The sequence below is a fragment of the Streptomyces lusitanus genome, assembly GCF_042647945.1.
Taxonomy (GTDB): Bacteria; Actinomycetota; Actinomycetes; order Streptomycetales; family Streptomycetaceae; genus Streptomyces; species Streptomyces pseudogriseolus.
In genome coordinates this window covers 24001-41939 of the sequence record NZ_JBHRWL010000016.1, presented here as the reverse complement: position 1 = coordinate 41939, position 17939 = coordinate 24001, and the positions used below count along the sequence as shown (strand labels likewise).

The 17939-nt window shown below is 71.9% G+C and carries 16 protein-coding genes; 3 read left to right on the top strand and 13 right to left on the bottom strand.

Features of this window, described 5'->3' with window-relative positions; all coding sequences use genetic code 11:
- Window positions 1-294: 294 nt before the first annotated feature.
- A complete protein-coding gene (gene nsdA / locus ACFOSY_RS23230) occupies window positions 295-1791 on the bottom strand; it encodes a transcriptional repressor NsdA (protein WP_394309985.1) in 1497 nt (498 codons plus the stop codon).
- Between the two features lie 447 nt (window positions 1792-2238).
- Here nsdA and ACFOSY_RS23225 point away from each other — a divergent pair, with 447 nt between their 5' ends.
- The gene (locus ACFOSY_RS23225) at window positions 2239-2904 is read left to right on the top strand and encodes a bifunctional DNA primase/polymerase (protein ID WP_394309983.1); all 666 of its coding nucleotides are present in this window, start codon (window positions 2239-2241) and stop codon (window positions 2902-2904) included.
- 96 nt (window positions 2905-3000) lie between these two features.
- On the opposite strand, the gene ftsY is transcribed toward ACFOSY_RS23225, so the two are convergent.
- From ftsY to ACFOSY_RS23200, 5 genes are all read right to left on the bottom strand, one after another.
- Window positions 3001-4203, bottom strand: coding sequence for a signal recognition particle-docking protein FtsY (gene ftsY, locus ACFOSY_RS23220; RefSeq protein WP_394309981.1), 1203 nt, complete (start codon window positions 4201-4203; stop codon window positions 3001-3003).
- 336 nt (window positions 4204-4539) lie between these two features.
- Window positions 4540-5958, bottom strand: coding sequence for a sugar porter family MFS transporter (locus ACFOSY_RS23215; RefSeq protein ID WP_394309979.1), 1419 nt, complete (start codon window positions 5956-5958; stop codon window positions 4540-4542).
- Between the two features lie 216 nt (window positions 5959-6174).
- Entirely contained in the window at window positions 6175-9774 is a 3600-nt protein-coding gene (smc, locus tag ACFOSY_RS23210; RefSeq protein WP_394309977.1) for a chromosome segregation protein SMC, read from the bottom strand.
- A 288-nt stretch (window positions 9775-10062) separates the two neighbouring features.
- The gene (locus tag ACFOSY_RS23205; RefSeq protein WP_006130460.1) at window positions 10063-10266 is read right to left on the bottom strand and encodes a hypothetical protein; all 204 of its coding nucleotides are present in this window, start codon (window positions 10264-10266) and stop codon (window positions 10063-10065) included.
- Window positions 10267-10644: 378 nt separating this feature from the next.
- Entirely contained in the window at window positions 10645-10926 is a 282-nt protein-coding gene (locus tag ACFOSY_RS23200; RefSeq protein ID WP_394309974.1) for an acylphosphatase, read from the bottom strand.
- 175 nt (window positions 10927-11101) lie between these two features.
- On the opposite strand from ACFOSY_RS23200, the gene ACFOSY_RS23195 reads away from it, so the two are divergent.
- Window positions 11102-12460: a CAP domain-containing protein gene (locus ACFOSY_RS23195; protein WP_394309972.1), complete on the top strand. Its 1359-nt coding sequence runs from the start codon at window positions 11102-11104 to the stop codon at window positions 12458-12460.
- A 24-nt stretch (window positions 12461-12484) separates the two neighbouring features.
- Here the strand turns inward: ACFOSY_RS23195 and ACFOSY_RS23190 are convergent, their stop codons facing one another.
- Window positions 12485-12940, bottom strand: a complete 456-nt coding sequence (locus ACFOSY_RS23190; protein WP_394309970.1) for a hypothetical protein — start codon at window positions 12938-12940, stop codon at window positions 12485-12487.
- A 121-nt stretch (window positions 12941-13061) separates the two neighbouring features.
- Here ACFOSY_RS23190 and ACFOSY_RS23185 point away from each other — a divergent pair, with 121 nt between their 5' ends.
- A complete protein-coding gene (locus ACFOSY_RS23185; protein WP_394309967.1) occupies window positions 13062-13463 on the top strand; it encodes a winged helix-turn-helix transcriptional regulator in 402 nt (133 codons plus the stop codon).
- On the opposite strand, the gene mutM is transcribed toward ACFOSY_RS23185, so the two are convergent.
- The 6 genes from mutM to coaD all read right to left on the bottom strand — a co-directional run bounded on the left by mutM (window position 13436) and on the right by coaD (window position 17934).
- The gene (gene mutM, locus ACFOSY_RS23180) at window positions 13436-14320 is read right to left on the bottom strand and encodes a bifunctional DNA-formamidopyrimidine glycosylase/DNA-(apurinic or apyrimidinic site) lyase (protein WP_394309965.1); all 885 of its coding nucleotides are present in this window, start codon (window positions 14318-14320) and stop codon (window positions 13436-13438) included. The two genes, ACFOSY_RS23185 and mutM, sit on opposite strands and share 28 nt — an antisense overlap.
- A 117-nt stretch (window positions 14321-14437) precedes the next feature.
- Window positions 14438-15256, bottom strand: coding sequence for a ribonuclease III (rnc, locus tag ACFOSY_RS23175; RefSeq protein ID WP_394309963.1), 819 nt, complete (start codon window positions 15254-15256; stop codon window positions 14438-14440).
- 19 nt (window positions 15257-15275) lie between these two features.
- Entirely contained in the window at window positions 15276-15449 is a 174-nt protein-coding gene (gene rpmF / locus ACFOSY_RS23170; RefSeq protein ID WP_003951102.1) for a 50S ribosomal protein L32, read from the bottom strand.
- A gap of 2 nt (window positions 15450-15451) precedes the next feature.
- Complete coding sequence (locus tag ACFOSY_RS23165) at window positions 15452-16096, bottom strand: YceD family protein (RefSeq protein ID WP_006130467.1); 645 nt, start codon at window positions 16094-16096, stop codon at window positions 15452-15454.
- Between the two features lie 130 nt (window positions 16097-16226).
- Complete coding sequence (locus ACFOSY_RS23160) at window positions 16227-17342, bottom strand: ATP synthase F0 subunit B (protein ID WP_394309959.1); 1116 nt, start codon at window positions 17340-17342, stop codon at window positions 16227-16229.
- A gap of 112 nt (window positions 17343-17454) precedes the next feature.
- Window positions 17455-17934, bottom strand: a complete 480-nt coding sequence (coaD, locus tag ACFOSY_RS23155) for a pantetheine-phosphate adenylyltransferase (RefSeq protein WP_394310053.1) — start codon at window positions 17932-17934, stop codon at window positions 17455-17457.
- Between the last annotated feature and the right edge of the window lie 5 nt (window positions 17935-17939).

Sequence of the window (17939 nt, the reverse complement as noted above, 5' to 3'; positions counted from 1 at the left end):
TTGAGGGGTGGGCCGGCTGTGCGCCATGAGATTCGCGCAGCGCCGTTTCGGTGAAAGCCCCTCGTTGTTTCGCCGCCGTGACGAAGGCACCCGGCGTGTTACGGGTCGGTGAACCGCCGGATCCGGGGCGCGCCGATCGTTATCGTGGCGCAATCTTCGGTGTACGGCGGTGAGCCCCGGCCGGGGAGACACACGACCGGCCGCGGCCGGCCTTCCGAATGACTGGCATGGGGGAGCCGAGTCGGGCAGTTCGGGAGGGCCGGCCGCGGCCGGGGTCCAGGGGTTCTCGGTGGATCAGACCGCTTGGGCGGTCTCGGGCAGCTCGACCGCGAGCCGCTCGGTGAGTTCGACGACCTCGGCGAGCTCACCGAAGTCGCGTACGGCGGTGTCGACGGTCTTTCGGATACGAGTGTTGACGCGCTCGGACCGGACCTTCTTGGCCGCCTTGATGGCCTCGGTGGCGAGAAGCGTGCTCTGCTCGGGCTCGCGCTGGAGCAGATGGACCGTGGCCATGCCGATCAGGTTGAGGGCGTAGGAGCGCTGGTGCTCGCCGCCCTCCCCGCCGAACAGCTCCACGGCGCGCTTCATCAGCGGCTCGGCGAGCGAGGCGTAGGTGGGGCTGCGGCCGGCGACGTAGGCGAGGTCGCGGAAGGAGTGGCTGTTCTCCGCGTACAGCTCGGCCTCGGAGAAGAAGCGGATCCAGTCGGGGTCCGGCTCGTCCCACTCGTGGGCCTCGGCGAAGGTGTCCTCGGCCATGCGGACGGCGCGCTTGCAGCGGCCGGGCTGGCCCATGTTGGCGTAGGCGCGGGCCTCCATCGCATACAGCATGGACTGGACGCGGGGGCTCGCGCAGTCCCGGCTGCCGTACTGGGCGAGGTGGATGAGCTCCAGGGCGTCCTCGGGCCGGCCGAGGTGGATCATCTGGCGGCTCATGTTGGAGAGCACGTAGGAGCCGAGCGGCCGGTCGCCGGCCTCCTTGGCGGCGTGCAGCGCGAGCACGAAGTACTTCTGCGCGGTGGGCTGGAGCCCCACGTCGTACGACATCCAGCCGGCCAGCTCGGCGAGTTCGGCGGCGACCTTGAACAGCCGCTTGGTGGTGGCCTCCGGCTGGGGCTCCTGGAGGAGGTCGGTGACCTCGTGGAGCTGGCCGACGACGGCCTTGCGGCGCAGTCCGCCGCCGCACTGGGCGTCCCACTGCCGGAACATCACGGTGGTGGTCTCCAGCAGGTCCAGCTCCGGCTTGGAGAGCCGGCCGCGGGCGCGCGCCGAGGAGGGGGCGACGTCCGGCTCGGGCCTGGCCGGCGCGGCGGACGGGGAGGGGACGAGCCAGCGCTGCATGGGCTCGATGAGGGACGGGCCCGCGGAGAGGGCCAGCGAGCTCCCGAGGAAGCCGCGCCGCGCCAGCATGAGGTCGCTGCGCGAGAACTCGCTGAGCAGGGCCACGGTCTGCGGGCCCGTCCAGGGAAGGTCGACGCCGGTCGCGGAGGGTGCCGGGCGGGTGGTGCGCAGGCCCAGGTCCTCCACGGAGACGACGACGCCGAAGCGCTCGGAGAACAGCTCGGACAGGATGCGGGGGATGGGCTCGCGCGGGTTCTCCCCGTCCAGCCAGCGGCGGACGCGGGAGGTGTCGGTGGAGATGTGGTTGGCGCCCAACTGCCGGGCTCTGCGGTTCACTTGGCGGGCGAGCTCGCCCTTGGACCAGCCGCTGCGGACGAACCACGAGGTGAGCAGCTCGTTCGGGCGCTTCTCCGCACTCGCAGAACTGGTCCCGCCACCGCCGTTGCCGCTCACTGGAACGCCCCCATCCCTGAAGACCACTTGTCGCTGAGTGCGCCAAGCCCTATCAGAATGCCGGTAGTTGGGGCCGCCCGTCCGGCGGTTGCCACCCTTCGAACGGAAAGCCGAGTTGCCTCCGGCATACCCACGAGTGCATGTGCCCCATCCAAGCCGTGCACACACAGTAACCCTATGATCACCCGCCCCACCATGGCGGAACCTCAATCGCCACCATTCGCCACCCCTTCGAATGAACGCACCGTCGTCGTCCCGCGATTGACTTGACACAGGACAGACAAGAGCGGATGCAGCGGTGCACTCCGGGGCGCGCGACGCCCGTCGCACCACCCCGCGCACATCGAGGCGCTGGTTGGCGCAGGTCGCAGCGGGAAGCCGGAAACAGAGAGTCACGCACTGCGTCCGCTACGTAACCACCGGTGCGTCGGACCCGTTGGAGGGGGCATGGGCTTCACGATCGGTATCAGCCGGGGCATCCGTGACATCCGGTCCGGCTCGCGGCGGCGCGGCCGCTCCTCGGACGGCACGGTCGTGGCGGAGTACACGGGGCTGTGGGGCTGGGACGTGGTGCCCGGCGTCCGCGCCGTCGCCGGGTCCTGCTCCTGCGGCCGCACAGGCTGCCGGGCGCCGGGCGCCCACCCGTTGAGTCACGCGCCGGTGATCCGCGCGGGCGCGCCGCTGGACGAGGTCACCGCGCTCTGGTCGGAGTTCCCGGGCGCCTCGGTGATGCTGCCCGTCGGGCGGGTGTTCGACGTGATCGAAGTGGCGGAGCCCGCCGGGTGCCATGCCCTGGCGCGGCTGGAGCGGATGGGCCTGCCGGTCGGGCCGGTCGCCGCCACCCCGGACGGCCGGGCCCAGTTCTACGTCGCGCCGGGCGCCGCGGCGGCCCTGCCCGACCTGCTGTACCGCATGGGCTGGGACGACCCGGACGCCCTCGACCTGCGCGGCCTGGGACGCGGCACGCATGTCACGGCGCCGCCGTCGGACCGCGCCGGCCTCGGCCCGGTGCGCTGGCTGCGCTCCCCCGCCCTGGACTCCGCCTCCCGTCCGCCGGAGGCCCGGCTGCTGCTCGGCACGCTGGCGTACGTGGCGCACCGCTCGGGTTCCTGACCCCTTACGACGCCCCGGCACGGCGAAGCGCCCGTCCCCCGATCGGTTCCGGGGGCGGGCGCTTCCTCGCGTAGGGGGCCGGACGGCTCCGGGGGGTCACTCCCCCAGCAGGGCGTCCACGAAGGCCGCGGGCTCGAACGGCGCGAGGTCGTCCGCGCCCTCGCCGAGGCCGATCAGCTTGACCGGGACGCCCAGCTCGCGCTGGACGGCGACGACGATGCCGCCCTTGGCGGTGCCGTCGAGCTTGGTGAGCACGATGCCGGTGATGTCGACGACCTCGGCGAAGACCCGTGCCTGCACCAGCCCGTTCTGGCCGGTGGTGGCGTCGAGCACCAGCAGCACCTCGTCCAGCGGGGCCTGCTTCTCCACGACCCGCTTGACCTTGCCGAGCTCGTCCATGAGGCCGGTCTTGGTGTGCAGCCGGCCGGCGGTGTCGATGAGCACCGCGTCGGCGCTCATCTCCTTGCCCTCCTTGACCGCGTCGAACGCGACGGAGGCGGGGTCGCCGCCCTCCGGGCCGCGCACGGTGTGGGCGCCGACCCGCTCGCCCCAGGTCTGCAGCTGGTCGGCGGCGGCGGCACGGAAGGTGTCGGCGGCGCCGAGGACGACGGTGTTGCCGTCGGCGACCAGGACGCGGGCGAGCTTGCCGGTGGTGGTGGTCTTGCCGGTGCCGTTGACGCCGACGACCATCACGATGCCGGGGCCGCCGGCCGCGTTCTCGGTGTGCACGGTGCGGTCCATCTGGGGACCGACCAGCGTGATCAGCTCCTCGCGGAGCAGCCCGCGCAGTTCCTCGGGGGTGCGGGTGCCGAGCACCTTCACGCGCTCGCGCAGCCGCTCCACCAGCTCCTGCGTGGGCTGCACGCCGACGTCGGCGGTGAGCAGGGTGTCCTCGATCTCCTCCCAGGTGTCCTCGTCGAGGTGCTCGCGGGACAGCAGGGTGAGCAGGCCCTTGCCCAGGGCGTTCTGGGAGCGCGACAGCCGCGCGCGCAGCCGGACCAGACGGCCGGCGGTGGGCTCCGGGATCTCGATCTCGGGAGCCTCGGCGGCGGGCGGTTCCTCGATGACGACGGGACCGGCGCCCGCCGGAAGATCAACCTCCTCGATGGTGCGCCGCGGTTCCTCCCGCGGCGTCTCGGCCTCTTCGCCGACGTGCGGCTCGGCCGGCGGGGCGGTGATGTCGGGCGCGGAGGGCGGCGGCGGGGGCAGCGGCTTCTTGCGCCGGCTCCCGACGATCAGCCCGCCGAGCGCGCCGAGCACGACCACGGCGATGACTACAGCAAGGATGACGATGTCCATAACCCGTCCAGTATCAGCCATGCTCCCCCGCCCGCCCCCAACCGGACGCGCGCCCCGCCCCCTGACAACGCCGCAAGGAAACACACCCCCAGGGGGCGCGGGGAACCGCGCGCCAAGCCCCCACCCACCCGCACGGGCGACTCCACCCAGGGGCGCGGGGAACTGCGCGCTCAACCCCCACGCACCCGCACGGACCCACAAAAGCGCCGTCCCCCAGAAAAAGCGCCGCCCCGGCTCGGCGAAGGCCGAACCGGGGATGGCACACGAGGGGCAGGAGCAGCGGGGAGGAACCCCCACCCCTCGGGTCAAAGGAAGGGAGGAAGGGAGGAAGGGGCGTCAGCCCATCTCCTCCAACCGCTTGCCCTTCGTCTCCTTGACGAACTTCAGCACGAACGGAATCGACAGCGCCGCGAACACCGTGTAGATCACGTAGGTGACGGACAGGTTCCAGTCCGCCAGCGACGGGAAGCTCGCGGTGATCGCCCAGTTGGCGATCCACTGCGCGGCCGCGGCCACACCGAGCGCCGCCGCACGGATCCGGTTCGGGAACATCTCGCCGAGCATGACCCACACGACCACACCCCACGACAGGGCGAAGAAGAGGACGAAGACGTGGGCCGCGATCAGGGCCACCCAGCCCTGCGTGGCGGGCAGCTGGCCGTCGACGAGGTTCGAGGAGAACGCCCAGGCCTCGAGCGCGAGACCGATCACCATGCCGACGGAGCCGATGATGGCCAGCGGCCGGCGGCCGATGCGGTCGACGAAGATCATCGCGATGACGGTGCCGACGATGTTGATGATCGACGTGGTGAACGAGTAGAGGAACGAGTCCGACGGGTCGACGCCGACCGACTGCCACAGCGTGGCGGAGTAGTAGAAGGCGACGTTGATGCCGACGAACTGCTGGAACACCGACAGGCCGATGCCGATCCAGACGATCGGCTTGAAGAAGAAGCTGCCGCCGAGCAGGTCCTTGAAGCTGGACTTCTCCTCGCGGTGCATGCCGGTCTCGATCTCGGTGACGCGGGCGTCGAGGTCGATCCCGCTGCCCTCGACCTCCGAGAGGATCGTGCGGGCGCGCTCGTGCTTGCCGACGGAGATCAGGTAGCGGGGCGACTCGGGGATGGCGAAGGAGAGCAGGCCGTAGAGGACGGCCGGGACGACCATGACGCCAAGCATCAGCTGCCAGGCCTCCAGGCCGAGCAGCTCACCGCGCTGGTCGCCGTCGGCGGCGTTCAGGATGCCCCAGTTGACGAGCTGGGAGACGGCGATGCCGACGACGATCGCGGCCTGCTGGAAGGAGCCGAGCCGGCCGCGGTAGGCGGGCGGGGCGACCTCGGCGATGTAGGCCGGGCCGATGACGGAGGCCATGCCGATGGCGAAGCCGCCGACGACGCGCCAGAAGGCGAGGTCCCACAGCGCGAAGGGCAGTGCGGAGCCGACGGCGCTGACGGTGAAGAGGGCCGCGGCGATCTGCATGCAGCGGATGCGTCCGATGCGGTCGGCTATCCGGCCGGCGGTGGCGGCGCCGATCGCGCAGCCGATCAGCGCGACGGCGATGACCTGTGCGAGCGCGGCGGAGCCGATGTCGTAGCGGTCGCGGATCGCCTCGACGGCGCCGTTGATCACGGAGCTGTCGTAGCCGAAGAGGAAGCCGCCCATGGCGGCGGCAGCGGCGATGAAGATGACATGCCCGAGATGTTCGGGGTGAGCCGTCCGGGCTCCTGACGCTTGTGCCTGCGCGGTGCTGGTCACGTGTACTCCTCGGGCCACCGGCAACATCGCCGGATGGGGGGTCAGCCCTTCAAGGTTTCCGTCGTAGGCACCTGAAGGTAAAAACAACATTGTAGAGACTATGCCTTCAACTCTTGAAGTCAATAGCCCCTCGGCTGTGAGCTGGAAGACGTGAAACGGCCACCTGCACCCGCAGGCACTCATCAAAGGTTCACATCTTGAAGAGTTGGAGCCGATTCAGCGCAGGCGCTGACTGATGACCTTGGACACGCCGTCGCCCTGCATGGAGACGCCGTACAGCGCGTCGGCGACCTCCATGGTGCGCTTCTGGTGCGTGATCACGATCAGCTGCGAGGCCTCCTGGAGCTCCTGCATGATCCGGATCAGCCGCTGGAGGTTGGTGTCGTCGAGCGCGGCCTCGACCTCGTCCATCACGTAGAACGGGCTGGGCCGCGCCTTGAAGATCGACACGAGCAGGGCCACCGCGGTCAGCGACCGCTCGCCGCCCGACAGCAGCGACAGCCGCTTGACCTTCTTGCCCGGCGGACGCGCCTCGACGTCCACGCCCGTGGTGAGCATGTTGTCGGGGTCGGTCAGCACCAGGCGGCCCTCCCCGCCCGGGAAGAGCCGGGAGAAGACGCCCTCGAACTCCCGGGCGGTGTCCCGGTAGGCCTCGGTGAAGACCTGCTCGACGCGTTCGTCGACCTCCTTGACGACCTGGAGCAGGTCCGCGCGGGTCTTCTTCAGGTCCTCCAGCTGCTCGCTGAGGAACTGGTGGCGTTCCTCCAGCGCCGCGAACTCCTCCAGGGCGAGCGGATTGACCTTGCCGAGCTGCTGGTAGGCGCGCTCGGCCGCCTTCAGGCGCTTCTCCTGCTCGGCCCGGACGAAGGGACGGGGCTGGTTGCGCGGGTGCTCCGGGTCCTCCGGGAGCTGTTCGCCCTCGGCGGGGGGCGAGGGCGGCACGAGCTGGTGCGGGCCGTACTCCGACACCAGCCCCGCCGGTTCGACACCCAGTTCCTCCAGCGCCTTCGCCTCCAGCTGCTCCATCCGCAGCCGCTTCTCGGCGCCGAGTACCTCGCCCCGGTGTACTGAATCCGTCAACTTGTCGAGCTCGGCCTTGAGGTCGCGCCCCTCGGTGCGGGCGCGGGCGAGTTCCTCCTCGCGGCGGGCCTTGGCGGCCTCGGCGGCGGTGCGCTCCTCGGCGGCGCGGGCCAGGGACACCTCGACGTGCGCGAGCAGCTGGCGGGCGCCCGCGGCGACGGCGGCGGCGACCTCGGCCTCGTGGCGCAGCCGGGCGCGGCGCTGCCCGGCACGCGCGCGTGCCTCGCGTTCCGCGCGGGCGGCCCGGTCCAGGGAGTCGGCCCGTCCGGCGAGCCCCTTGACCCGCTCCTCGTGCGTACGGACCTGGAGGCGGGCCTCCATCTCGGTCTGGCGGGCGTTGGCCCCGTCGGCGGCGAGCCGGTCGCGCACGGAGGTGTCGGGCTCCTCCTCGTACGGCATCTCCTCGGCCGCCTCGAGCCGCTCGGCGAGTTCCTCCACCTCGGCGAGCGCCGTGTCGAGGGCGTCCTGCGCCCGTGCGGCGGCGGCCCCGGCGCGCTCGGCCTCACCGGCGGCGCCGCGTGCCTGGCCGGAGAGCCGGCCGAGCTGCTGGGCGACGGCGGACTTCTCCCGGTCGGCGGCCCGGCGCCGCTCCCCCAGCTCCTCGACGAGGGCCGCGCACTCCTGGCGCCGTACGCCCGCCGCCTCCTGCGCCTCGGCCAGCTCCTCGCAGCGCACCGCCAGCTCCTCCAGCTCGGCGGCGGCCTCGTCGACGGACGCCTGCACCTCCAGCAGGCTGGGCGCGCCGGCCGAGCCGCCGTGCGCGAAGTGAGCGCCGAGCAGGTCGCCCTCGGCGGTGACGGCGGTGAGGCCGGGCCGGGCGTGGACGAGTTCCTCGGCGTCCTCGAGGGTGCCGACGACGACGATGCCGTGCAGGAGCCGTCGTACGGCGGGCATGAGGTCGTCGGGACCCCTGACGAGACGCTCCGCCGCTACGGGGGTTCCGGAGGGAGCGGCGGGTTCGGGTGCGTCGGGGGTCGCCCCCGGCGTGGCGGCCGCGGCGGGCTCTTCCGGGAGGGACGGGCCGGCCAGGAGGAGGGCGGCCCGTCCCGCGTCCTGTTTGCGCAGCAGCCGGATCGCGTCGGCCGCCGCGGACGGGGAGGACACCGCCAGCGCGTCCGCCGCCGCGCCGAACGCGGCCGCGAGCGGCACCTCGTAGCCGGGGGTCACCGTCAGCAGTTCCGCGGCCGGGCCCAGCAGCCCGGTGAGGCTGTCCTTCGCCTCCAGCAGAGCGCCGGTGCCGTCCTTGCGGCGCAGGCCGAGCGCCAGGGCCTCGTGGCGTGCCTCGGTCGCTGCGCGTTTCCTCTCCACGGCGGTGACCGATTCGCGGGCGGCGGTGAGGGCGGCCTCGGCCTCGGCGAGCCGGCGCTTGGCCTCCTCGTGCCGCTCGGCGAGTTCCGCGTCGCCGGCGTCGAGGCCGTCGACCTCCGCCTGGAGGGCCTCGTACTCCTCCTGGGCGGCCACGGCGCGCGCCTGCGCCTCGTCGCGGGCGGCGGCGAGGCGTTCGATCTCGGCCTGGGCCGCGGCGGCGCGGGAGCGGGCGGCGCCCACCTGTCCTTTGAGCCGGGCGAGCCCTTCGCGCCGGTCGGCGATGGCGCGGGCGACGTCCTTCAGCCGGCGTTCCTCCTGGGCGAGTTCGCGCTCCAGTTCGGCCCGGTGGGCGACGGTGTCCTCGAGCGCGCGTTCGGCCGCCTCCAGGGCGGCCTCCAGCTCGGCCTCCTGCTCGCGGATGCGGGCGGCCTCGCGTTCCATGTCCTCGGGGTCCCGGCCGCGCCGCTCCTCGGGGGGCGCGGAGGTGGCGCTCTTCACGCGAGCGTCGGCGAGCGAGATGGTGCCGCGCACCCGTTCGGCGAGCTGGGAGAGCTCGTACCAGGTCTGCTGGGCGTTGTGCAGCCGCGGGGTGAGGCGGCGCACCTCGTCCTCCAGGAGGGCCTCGCGCTGGAGCGCCTTCTTCAGCTCGGCCTCGGCGGCCTCCTTGCGCTGCTTGAGGGCGGCCTCGTCGGCGATCTCGGCCTGGAGCGCCTCGCGCAGGGTGACGAGGTCGTCGGCGAGCAGGCGCAGGCGGGCGTCGCGCAGGTCGGCCTGGATGACGGCGGCCCGGCGGGCGACGGCGGCCTGGCGGCCCAGCGGCTTGAGCTGGCGGCGCAGTTCGTCGGTGAGGTCCTGCACGCGCGCGAGGTTGGCCTGCATCGCGTCCAGCTTGCGCAGCGCCTTCTCCTTGCGCTTGCGGTGCTTGAGGACGCCGGCGGCCTCCTCGATGAAGGCGCGGCGGCCCATGGGGTCGGCGTGCAGGACGGAGTCGAGCTGGCCCTGGCCGACGATGACGTGCATCTCGCGGCCGATGCCGGAGTCGGAGAGCAGTTCCTGGATGTCGAGGAGGCGGCAGGTGTCGCCGTTGATCTGGTACTCGCTGCCGCCGTTGCGGAACATGATCCGCGTGATGGTGACCTCGGAGTACTCGATGGGGAGGGCCCCGTCGGAGTTGTCGATGGTCAGGGACACCTCGGCGCGGCCCAGCGGCGGGCGGCCGGTGGTGCCGGCGAAGATGACGTCCTCCATCTTGCCGCCGCGCAGGGACTTGGCGCCCTGCTCGCCCATGACCCAGCTGAGCGCGTCCACCACGTTGGACTTGCCCGAGCCGTTCGGGCCGACGACGCACGTGATCCCCGGTTCGAACCGCAGGGTGGTCGCGGAGGCGAACGACTTGAAGCCGCGGAGGGTCAGGGCCTTGAGGTGCACGCCGCCGGACTCTACCCGCCGGGCATGTCTCACTCCATGAGCGTGCGGTTTCGCGGGTGAACGCGCAGGGCATGCCAGACGTTGAGAAGGTGAAAAGGTGCGCGGGACAGAGAGTGCGCCGCGCGGGGGTCGCGGGGTTCCCCGCGGGCGGACAGCCGGCTCAGCGGTGCGGACGCGGAGGGGTGGAAGAAAGAAGGGACGCCGGAGCGTCCCTTGCAGTTCTGACTGCCTGGCGGTGGTGACGGGCAAGCCCGACCACTGCGCTGCTGTTCGTGGAGCGTGCAGTGATCAGGTGAGCGCAGGCTCCGCCTGGTGTGCGTCAACGCTCTCCATGATCCTGTCGTGAGAAGCGGCAGCCTTCAGGGCGTCCTTCTCCGCCTGGATCCGCACGAGCTCGGATTCCAGGTCCTGGACGCGCTGCTGGAGCCGTCGCATCTCGGCGAGGAGTCGCGGGTCGGAGCCGCCGACGTAACCGAGAAGCGCCTTTGCCATGATGGATGGTCCTCCACAATGAGTGACCGACCGATGCGGTGTGGGTCGTGAGGGATTCGCACCCGCGGTGCTTGGCAGGCCTGGAGTTGTGCTGCCGTTCAGCCATGCCAAACAGCTAAGGTGCGCGGGGCTTTCAGCGTCTCACCAAAAAGTTTGAGGGTCAACACGATCACGCCCCGTATCGGGGGACAACCGGGTGCGTACGGCCGGACTGCGGCGGCGTCGCGTTCCTCGCGGGTCCTCGGGACGTGGCGGTCATCTTGGCGGGCGCACGTGCCACTGGCAAGCGGTTCGCCTCGATCACCAGGACTTTTTTACCCGCGGCCGGCGCACGGCGAGGGCCGCGCGAGCCTTGGTACGTGGGCCCGGCGGGCGTCGTCAGCGGATCGCGAAGCCGTCGTAGCCGCCGCGGGGTGTGTCCCAGATCTCGGTCACTCCGTCCACGCGTCCGGGCGTGTCGCCGTTCTGGAGCCACTCCAGCAGCCGGTCGCAGCGGTCGCGGGCGCCCTCGGCGACCACCTGCACCCTGCCGTCGCCGAGATTCAGGGCGAATCCCTGGAGTCCGCCGATCTCCAGCGCCTTGGCCCGGGTGAACCAGCGGAAACCCACGCCCTGGACGTGTCCGCGGACCCAGGCGACCAGTCGCACATCCTCGCTCATGCCTGCAACCTAACCGGACAAAGTCACACCGGGCACTCCACCCCCAGGCGTCATGCGGTAGCGTCGCCACCCATAAATCGCATATGAAACTCACTCGTTCGTGTGAGTTTCGTGATCGTCGAGTTTCGGGCTGGTCGCGAGACACGCCGACCGCCAGAACGAGGAAGGCCAGGACATGGGACGCCACCGACGCTCCGACGCCGGCCGCGCCGCCACGAGCCGCGCCGCCGGCGTCACCCACCCTGACGGCTCCTACGGTGAAGGCCTGGACCCGCGAGGCGCCGGCGCCGACGGCCCGCCCACGCTGGGCACGGCGCCGTACCTGAACCCGGAGGCCTACGCGGAGACGTACGCCCGCAGCGAGGCGTACCTGTACGCGACGGACGAGACCGCGGCGCCCTCCGGCGGCGCCGGCTTCGCCTCCGGCGGCTTCCCGGACGCCGGCCCCGGACCCGCCCCGGCCGCCGCGTACGCCTACGCGGCCCACACCGCGGAGACCGTCGCCGCCCCGACCGTCCCGGGCCCCCGCACCGCCGAGTACGACTTCACGGGCCGCTCCTTCGACGACGGCCCGGTCCCGGAGTGGGACGTGACGCCCCGGCCCCGCCCGGTCCGCGCCGCCCGTACCACCGCCGTGACCTCGTCGGTCGGCGCGGAGGACCGGCCCGCCAACGGGCGGCGCCGCAAGAAGAAGACGAAGGCCGCGACGCCGGTGCGCACCGGGCTGCTCGGCGTGTCCGCCGCCGTGGCCCTCGGCACGGTCGCGGTGGCCACCGGCGCGGTGCCGGGCCTGGAGAACTACAAGCTCGGCGGCGACCGCGGCCCCAGTGACAACGTGCAGGCCGGCGCCGGTGTGGCGACCAGCCTGCCGACCGAGCAGGGCGGCACGTCCGGCAGCGTCGAGACGCCGGGCCGCGACGCGTCCGTCCCCGCGAGCCGCGACGGCGGACGCACGGCCTCCCCGGCGCCCTCGGCATCCGCGTCCGCCCCGGCGGCGCCGACGAAGGCGCCCGAGGCGGAGAAGAAGACCCCGGAGAAGACGGAGTCCGCGGCGGCCCCGGAGAAGACCGAGGAGCAGGCGCAGGACCGCACGACGACGCCCGGCACCGAGCGGAAGGCGGGCGACCAGGGCCAGGGCAAGGGGCCCACCTCGGCCGAGGCCACCGCCGCCGTGGAGGTGCTGCGGCTGGTCAACGCCGAGCGCGCGAAGGTGGGCTGCAGCCCGGTCACCGCGGACAGCGACCTGACCGCGCTGGCCACGGCCTTCAGCAACGACATGGCCGGCCGCGGCTTCTTCGACCACACCGACCCCGACGGCGACACCCCGTGGGACCGCGCCCAGGCGGCCGGCATCAGCAACCTCGGCGGCGAGAACATAGCCCGCGGCCAGGCCGACGCCGAGGCCGTCATGCAGGCCTGGATGGACAGCCCCGGCCACAAGGCGAACATCCTCAACTGCGACTTCAAGACCCTCGGCGTAGGCGTCCACCTGGGCCCGGGCGGTCCGTGGTGGACGCAGAACTTCGGCTACTGACGCCCCCCTCGTCCGGCCCGGTGGCTACCAGGCCGGACGCGGGTCCCGTCGGTCCGGTGGGGTCTGTTCGGGGAGTTCGCGGTCCTCGTCCGTGCGGAGCAGGTAGCCCGGGCTCGGGGGGAACTCGTCGGTGGGCGGGGCCGGCAGGTGGAATCGCTGCGTGCGCGGCAGCGGCACCTCCACCAGCTTGCCGTCGTGCATCATCCACAGGCCGAAGCAGTCGTCGTCCTGGTCGTGGATGAGGACCTGGACGCTGTTCGGGCACGGCCACGGCAGTGACTCCAGGTGCCGCAGCAGCCCGGACCGCGTCCGCATCCGCTCGAACTCGACGGCCCAGCCGAGGCCGAAGGAGCGGCCCCACTGGCTCTCGATCGGCACGAACCGGCCCTGCCAGCTGCGCGTCCTGTCCTCCCGGGTCAACGGCTCCATGACCTCGTGGGCGTTGAGGGCCAGCACGACGACCTCCGCGAATGTACTCATGCCGGAGTATCGCGGAACCGCCGGTGTCCGTCGCAACCGATTTCGCCGCGCCGCCTCCACGGCGCTTTCCTGCAGTTAGCGCCACCCTTCAGCAGGCGCTGCTCTGAAGTACGCTGAGTCCATGACGACCACGCAGCCGGCCCCGGAGGACCGGGACCTTCCCTTCAACGTGTTCGCCAAGTCCTGCCCCTCCCGGGTGACGCTGGAACACGTGACCGGGCGCTGGGGGGCGCTGACGCTGGGGGCGCTGTACGAGGGGTCCCTGCGGTTCAACGAGCTGCGCCGGCGGGTCGACGGGGTCAGCGAGAAGATGCTGTCGCAGACCCTGCACGCGCTGGAGCGCGACGGGCTCGTGCACCGCGAGGCGCAGCTGACCAACCCGCCCCGGGTGGACTACGAACTCACCGAACTGGGCCGCGAGGTCGCCGAGCACCTGCTGGCCCTCATCCGTCTCCTCGAGGACCGTATGGACACCGTCATCGAGGCCCGTGAGCGTTACGACGCGGCGCGCGGCGCCCGCTGACAGCGCGGGCAGAAGTAGCTGGAGCGGTTCATCCACGCCCGTCGGCGCACCGGCGTCCCGCAGCGGCGGCAGGGCAGGCCCTCGCGGCCGTACGCGTCCAGGGAGCGGTCGAAGTAGCCGGACTCGCCGTTGACGTTGACGTAGAGGCTGTCGAAGCTGGTGCCGCCCGCGGCGAGGGCGGCGTTCATGACGTCCCGGACGTGGCCCAGCAGCTGGAGGGTGCGGGGGCGCGTGAAGCCGGCCGTGGGGCGCTCGTAGTGGATGCGGGCGCGCCACAGCGCTTCGTCCGCGTAGATGTTGCCGACGCCGCTGATCAGCGACTGGTCGAGCAGCGCCCGCTTGATGGTGGTGCGCTTGCGGCGCAGGGCCTGGTGGAAGGCCTCGTCGTCGAACAGCGGGTCGAGCGGGTCGCGGGCGATGTGAGCGATGACGTCGGGCAGGCCCTCGGGGGTGTTGTCGTGCAGCGACAGACCGCCGAAGGTGCGCTGGTCGACGAAGCGCAGCTCGGTGTCGCCCGCCGGGCCCTCGTCAGGGGACTGCGGCTCGGTGAAGCGGACGCGGATGCGCAGGTGCTTCTCGTCCGGGGCGGCGTGCGGCTGCATCAGCAGCTGGCCGCTCATGCCGAGATGGGCCAGCACCGACTGGTCCGTGTCCTCCAGCGGGAGCCACAGGTACTTGCCGCGACGGCGCGGGACGCCGATGCGGTGGCCCTTCAGCCGGTGCGCGAAGTCGTCCGGGCCGGCCAGGTGGCGGCGCACCGCGCGCGGGTGCAGCACCTCGGCGTCGGCGACGGTCCGGTGGGCGACCCACCGCTCGAGTCCGCGCCGTACGACCTCGACCTCGGGCAGCTCGGGCATGGCGTCCCCTCCCAGGACCGGTGGAACGAGCACCGAGCGCCCGCCCCGCTGCGGGGACGGGCGCTCGGGTCGCGCGTACGTACGTCAGTACACGTCGGTACCGCGTCGGTACCGACGTCAGGCGGAGGCCGACGGGGCGTCGGCGCTCTTGCCGGAGGCCTCGGCCTCGGCGGCCTGGACGACCTTTTCGGCCTCCTGAGCCGCCTTGGCCCGCTCGTCCGCCGCGGCCTTGATGGACCGCCACGCGGACTCGGCGGCCTGCTGCTCCGCCTCCTTCTTGCTGCGGCCGGTGCCGGTGCCGTACGAGACGCCTCCGACGCGGGCGGCAGCAGTGAAGGTCTTCTCGTGGTCGGGGCCGGTCTCCGTGACCAGGTACTCGGGAACGCCGAGCCCCTCGGTCGCGGTGAGCTCCTGGAGACTGGTCTTCCAGTCCAGGCCGGCTCCCAGGTTCGAGGACTTCTCGATCAGCGGGTCGAACAGGCGGTGCACCAGCTCCGCCGCCGATTCCAGGCCCTGGTCGAGATAGACCGCGCCGATCACCGCTTCCAGGGTGTCGGCGAGGATGGACGCCTTGTCCCGGCCGCCCGTTCCCTCTTCACCGCGGCCGAGCCGGATGAAGGAGCCGAGGTCGAGCCCGCGGCCCACCTCCGCCAGCGCACGCGAGTTGACCACCGCGGCCCGCAGCTTGGCCAGCTGGCCTTCGGGCAGGTCGGGGTGGGTGCGGTACAGCGTGTCGGTGACGACGAGGCCGAGCACGGAGTCCCCGAGGAACTCCAGCCGCTCGTTCGTCGGCAGACCGCCGTTCTCGTACGCGTAGGAACGATGGGTCAGCGCACGCACCAGAAGGGCGGACTCGACCTGGTAGCCGAGCCGCCCTTCCAGAAGCGTTGGGGACGAGGCCTGGTTGTCCGCAGAGTTTTTCTTCGGCGTGGACACAGTGCCTCTCACCAGCCGCTCAGACCTCGAGGACCTGGCGCTTGTTGTAAGTGCCGCAAGAAGGGCACGCGATGTGCTGCTGCTTGGGCTCGTGGCAGCGCTCGCACGCAACCAGGGTGGGGACCGCAGCCTTCCACTGCGACCGGCGGTGGCGCGTGTTGCTGCGCGACATCTTCCGCTTCGGAACAGCCACGGCTACTTCTCCTGCTTCTCGTCGACGCCGGCTTCGGCGCCGCTCATCTCGTCCTTCTCGCCGTCCTTCATGGTGCCGGCGAGTCCCTGCAAAGCCGCCCAACGGATGTCGACGGCGTCGTGATGGTGGTCCGGGTCGTCCGCCAGCCGTGCTCCGCACTCGGAGCACAGACCCGGGCAGTCTTCCTGGCACACCGGCTGCATCGGCAGTGCGAGCACCACCGCGTCGCGCAGCACCGGCTCGAGGTCGAACAGGCCGTCCTCGAGGAGGAGCCGGTCCTCGTCGTCCTCGGCGTCGTCGCCCGGTTCCGCGATCACGCGGCCCCGGTCGTCGGCGTCAGGGTACGAGAACATCTCCTGGAAGTCCGCTTCGAGCTCCAGCTCGAGCGGCTCCAGACACCTTACGCACTCCCCCTCGGCCTTGGCACGGGCGGTGCCTGTGACGAGCACACCTTCCATGACCGACTCGAGCCGGAGTTCGAGCTCCACCGGGGCGCCTTCCGGCACCCCTACGACCCCCGCGACACCGAGGTCCTGGGGAGCGTCGACCGTACGGGTCAGGCGCTGCAGCGCACCGGGCCGCCGCCCCAGCTCGTGCGTGTCGAACACGAGGGGGTTGCGGTGGTCGAGGCGGGCGTTCAGAGCCATTCCTGCTTTCGGTCTTCGAGCTCAGGGGTGTCGCTGCCGTACGGTGCGTCCCCGGGCAGCGTGGATCGCGGTCATACGCGCGACCGAAGAGCCAGGATACTGGACCTTTCGCTCTTGGCCCAATCCGCCCCTACAGGCCCCGCTCGCGCCGGTACGCCTCGAGCTGCTCGGGCGTGATCATGCTGGTGTCGAACAGGCTCGTCTCGTCCAGCGCGTACCCCTGCTGGGCCTGCTGCGGCACGTGCGGGGCGGCCTGGGCGGGGTCGTACGCCTGCTGGGCGTCGTAGCCCTGGTAGGCCGCGTACGGGTCGGCCTGCTGCTGCGCGTAGCCGCCGGCCTGGGCGTACGGGTCCTGGGCGCCGCCGTACTGCTGCTGGTAGCCGGCGTACGGGTCGGCCTGCTGCGCGTAGCCGTAGGCCGGCTCCGGCTGGGCGTACGGCTGTGTCTGCGGCTGCGGAGGCTGCTGGGGCTGTGGCGGCTGCTGGGGCTGCTGCTGGTCGGTCCTGCGGCCGCCCTGGGCGTCCTGCTCGGCGAGGGACGCCAGGTCGGCGAGGTAGTCGGCGTCGCTGGAGTGCTGGACGGTGCTGGTGTCGTCGGCCAGCGCGCCCAGGTCGTCGGTGGCGATCCGGCCGTGCAGCTTCTGCCGGCCGCGGCCGACCGCCTCCAGCGTCTTGGCGAGCACCGCCTCGAAGGCGCCGAGCTTGACGTCGACGTAGGCGTCGGCGTCGCGGCGCAGGGTCTCCGGGTCGTGGCTGCGCTCGGGGGCGTCCTCGTCCTCGTAGCCCTGCTCGTCCAGGCCGGGGCCGGTGCCGAGCAGCTTCTCGCGGCCGCGGCCGACGGAGCCGAGCGTCTTGGTGAGGACGACCTCGAAGTTGGCGAGCTTGGAGTCGACGTAGTCGTCGGCCTCCGCGCGGATCTCCTCGGCCTCCTGGCGGGCCTCGGCGAGGATCCGGTCGGCCTCGGCCTGGGAGCGGCGGGCGATCTCGGTCTCGGCGACCAGCGAGCCGCGCTGGGCGTGCGCCTCGGAGATGATCCGCTCGGCCTCCTGACGGGCCTGTTCGACCATCTGCTCCCGGCCGCCGATCAACTCCTCGGCCTGGGCGAGGGAGTCGGGCAGCGCCGCGCGCACCTCGTCGAGCATGGCGAGCAGTTCGGCGCGGTTGACCACGCACGACGCCGACATGGGCATCGACCGGGCACTGGAGACCGCGGCGACGATCTCGTCCAGCTTCTTCTGCACGTCCACCGTGTGCTCGCCACTCTCTACAGCTGTGTTGGAGACGGACGGGACGACTGTACGGCCACGGGGCGTCCGGTGGACACCGGACGCCCCCTCCGCCCCTGCCGCGGGGGCGTGTTCAGTCCTTGCGCAGGCGTTCGGTGAGCGCCGTCAGCACCTCGGCGGGCACCAGGTGGGAGACGTCACCGCCCCAGGCCGCGACCTCCTTGACGAGCGAGGAGGACAGGAAGCTGTAGGTGGGGTTGGTGGGGACGAACAGGGTCTCCACGCCCGAGAGGCCGTTGTTCATCTGGGCCATCTGGAGCTCGTAGTCGAAGTCGCTGACCGCGCGCAGGCCCTTGACGATGGCGGGGATGTCGCGCTGCTTGCAGAAGTCGACGAGAAGGCCGTGGAAGGCCTCGACCCGGACGTTGCCGTACTCGGCGGTGACACGGCGGATCAGGTCGATCCGCTCCTCGATCTCGAACAGGCCCTTCTTGGACTTGTTGATCATCACCGCGACGTAGACCTCGTCGTACAGCCGGGAGGCCCGGGCGATGATGTCGAGGTGTCCGTTGGTGATCGGGTCGAAGGACCCGGGACATACGGCGCGGCGCACTGGTG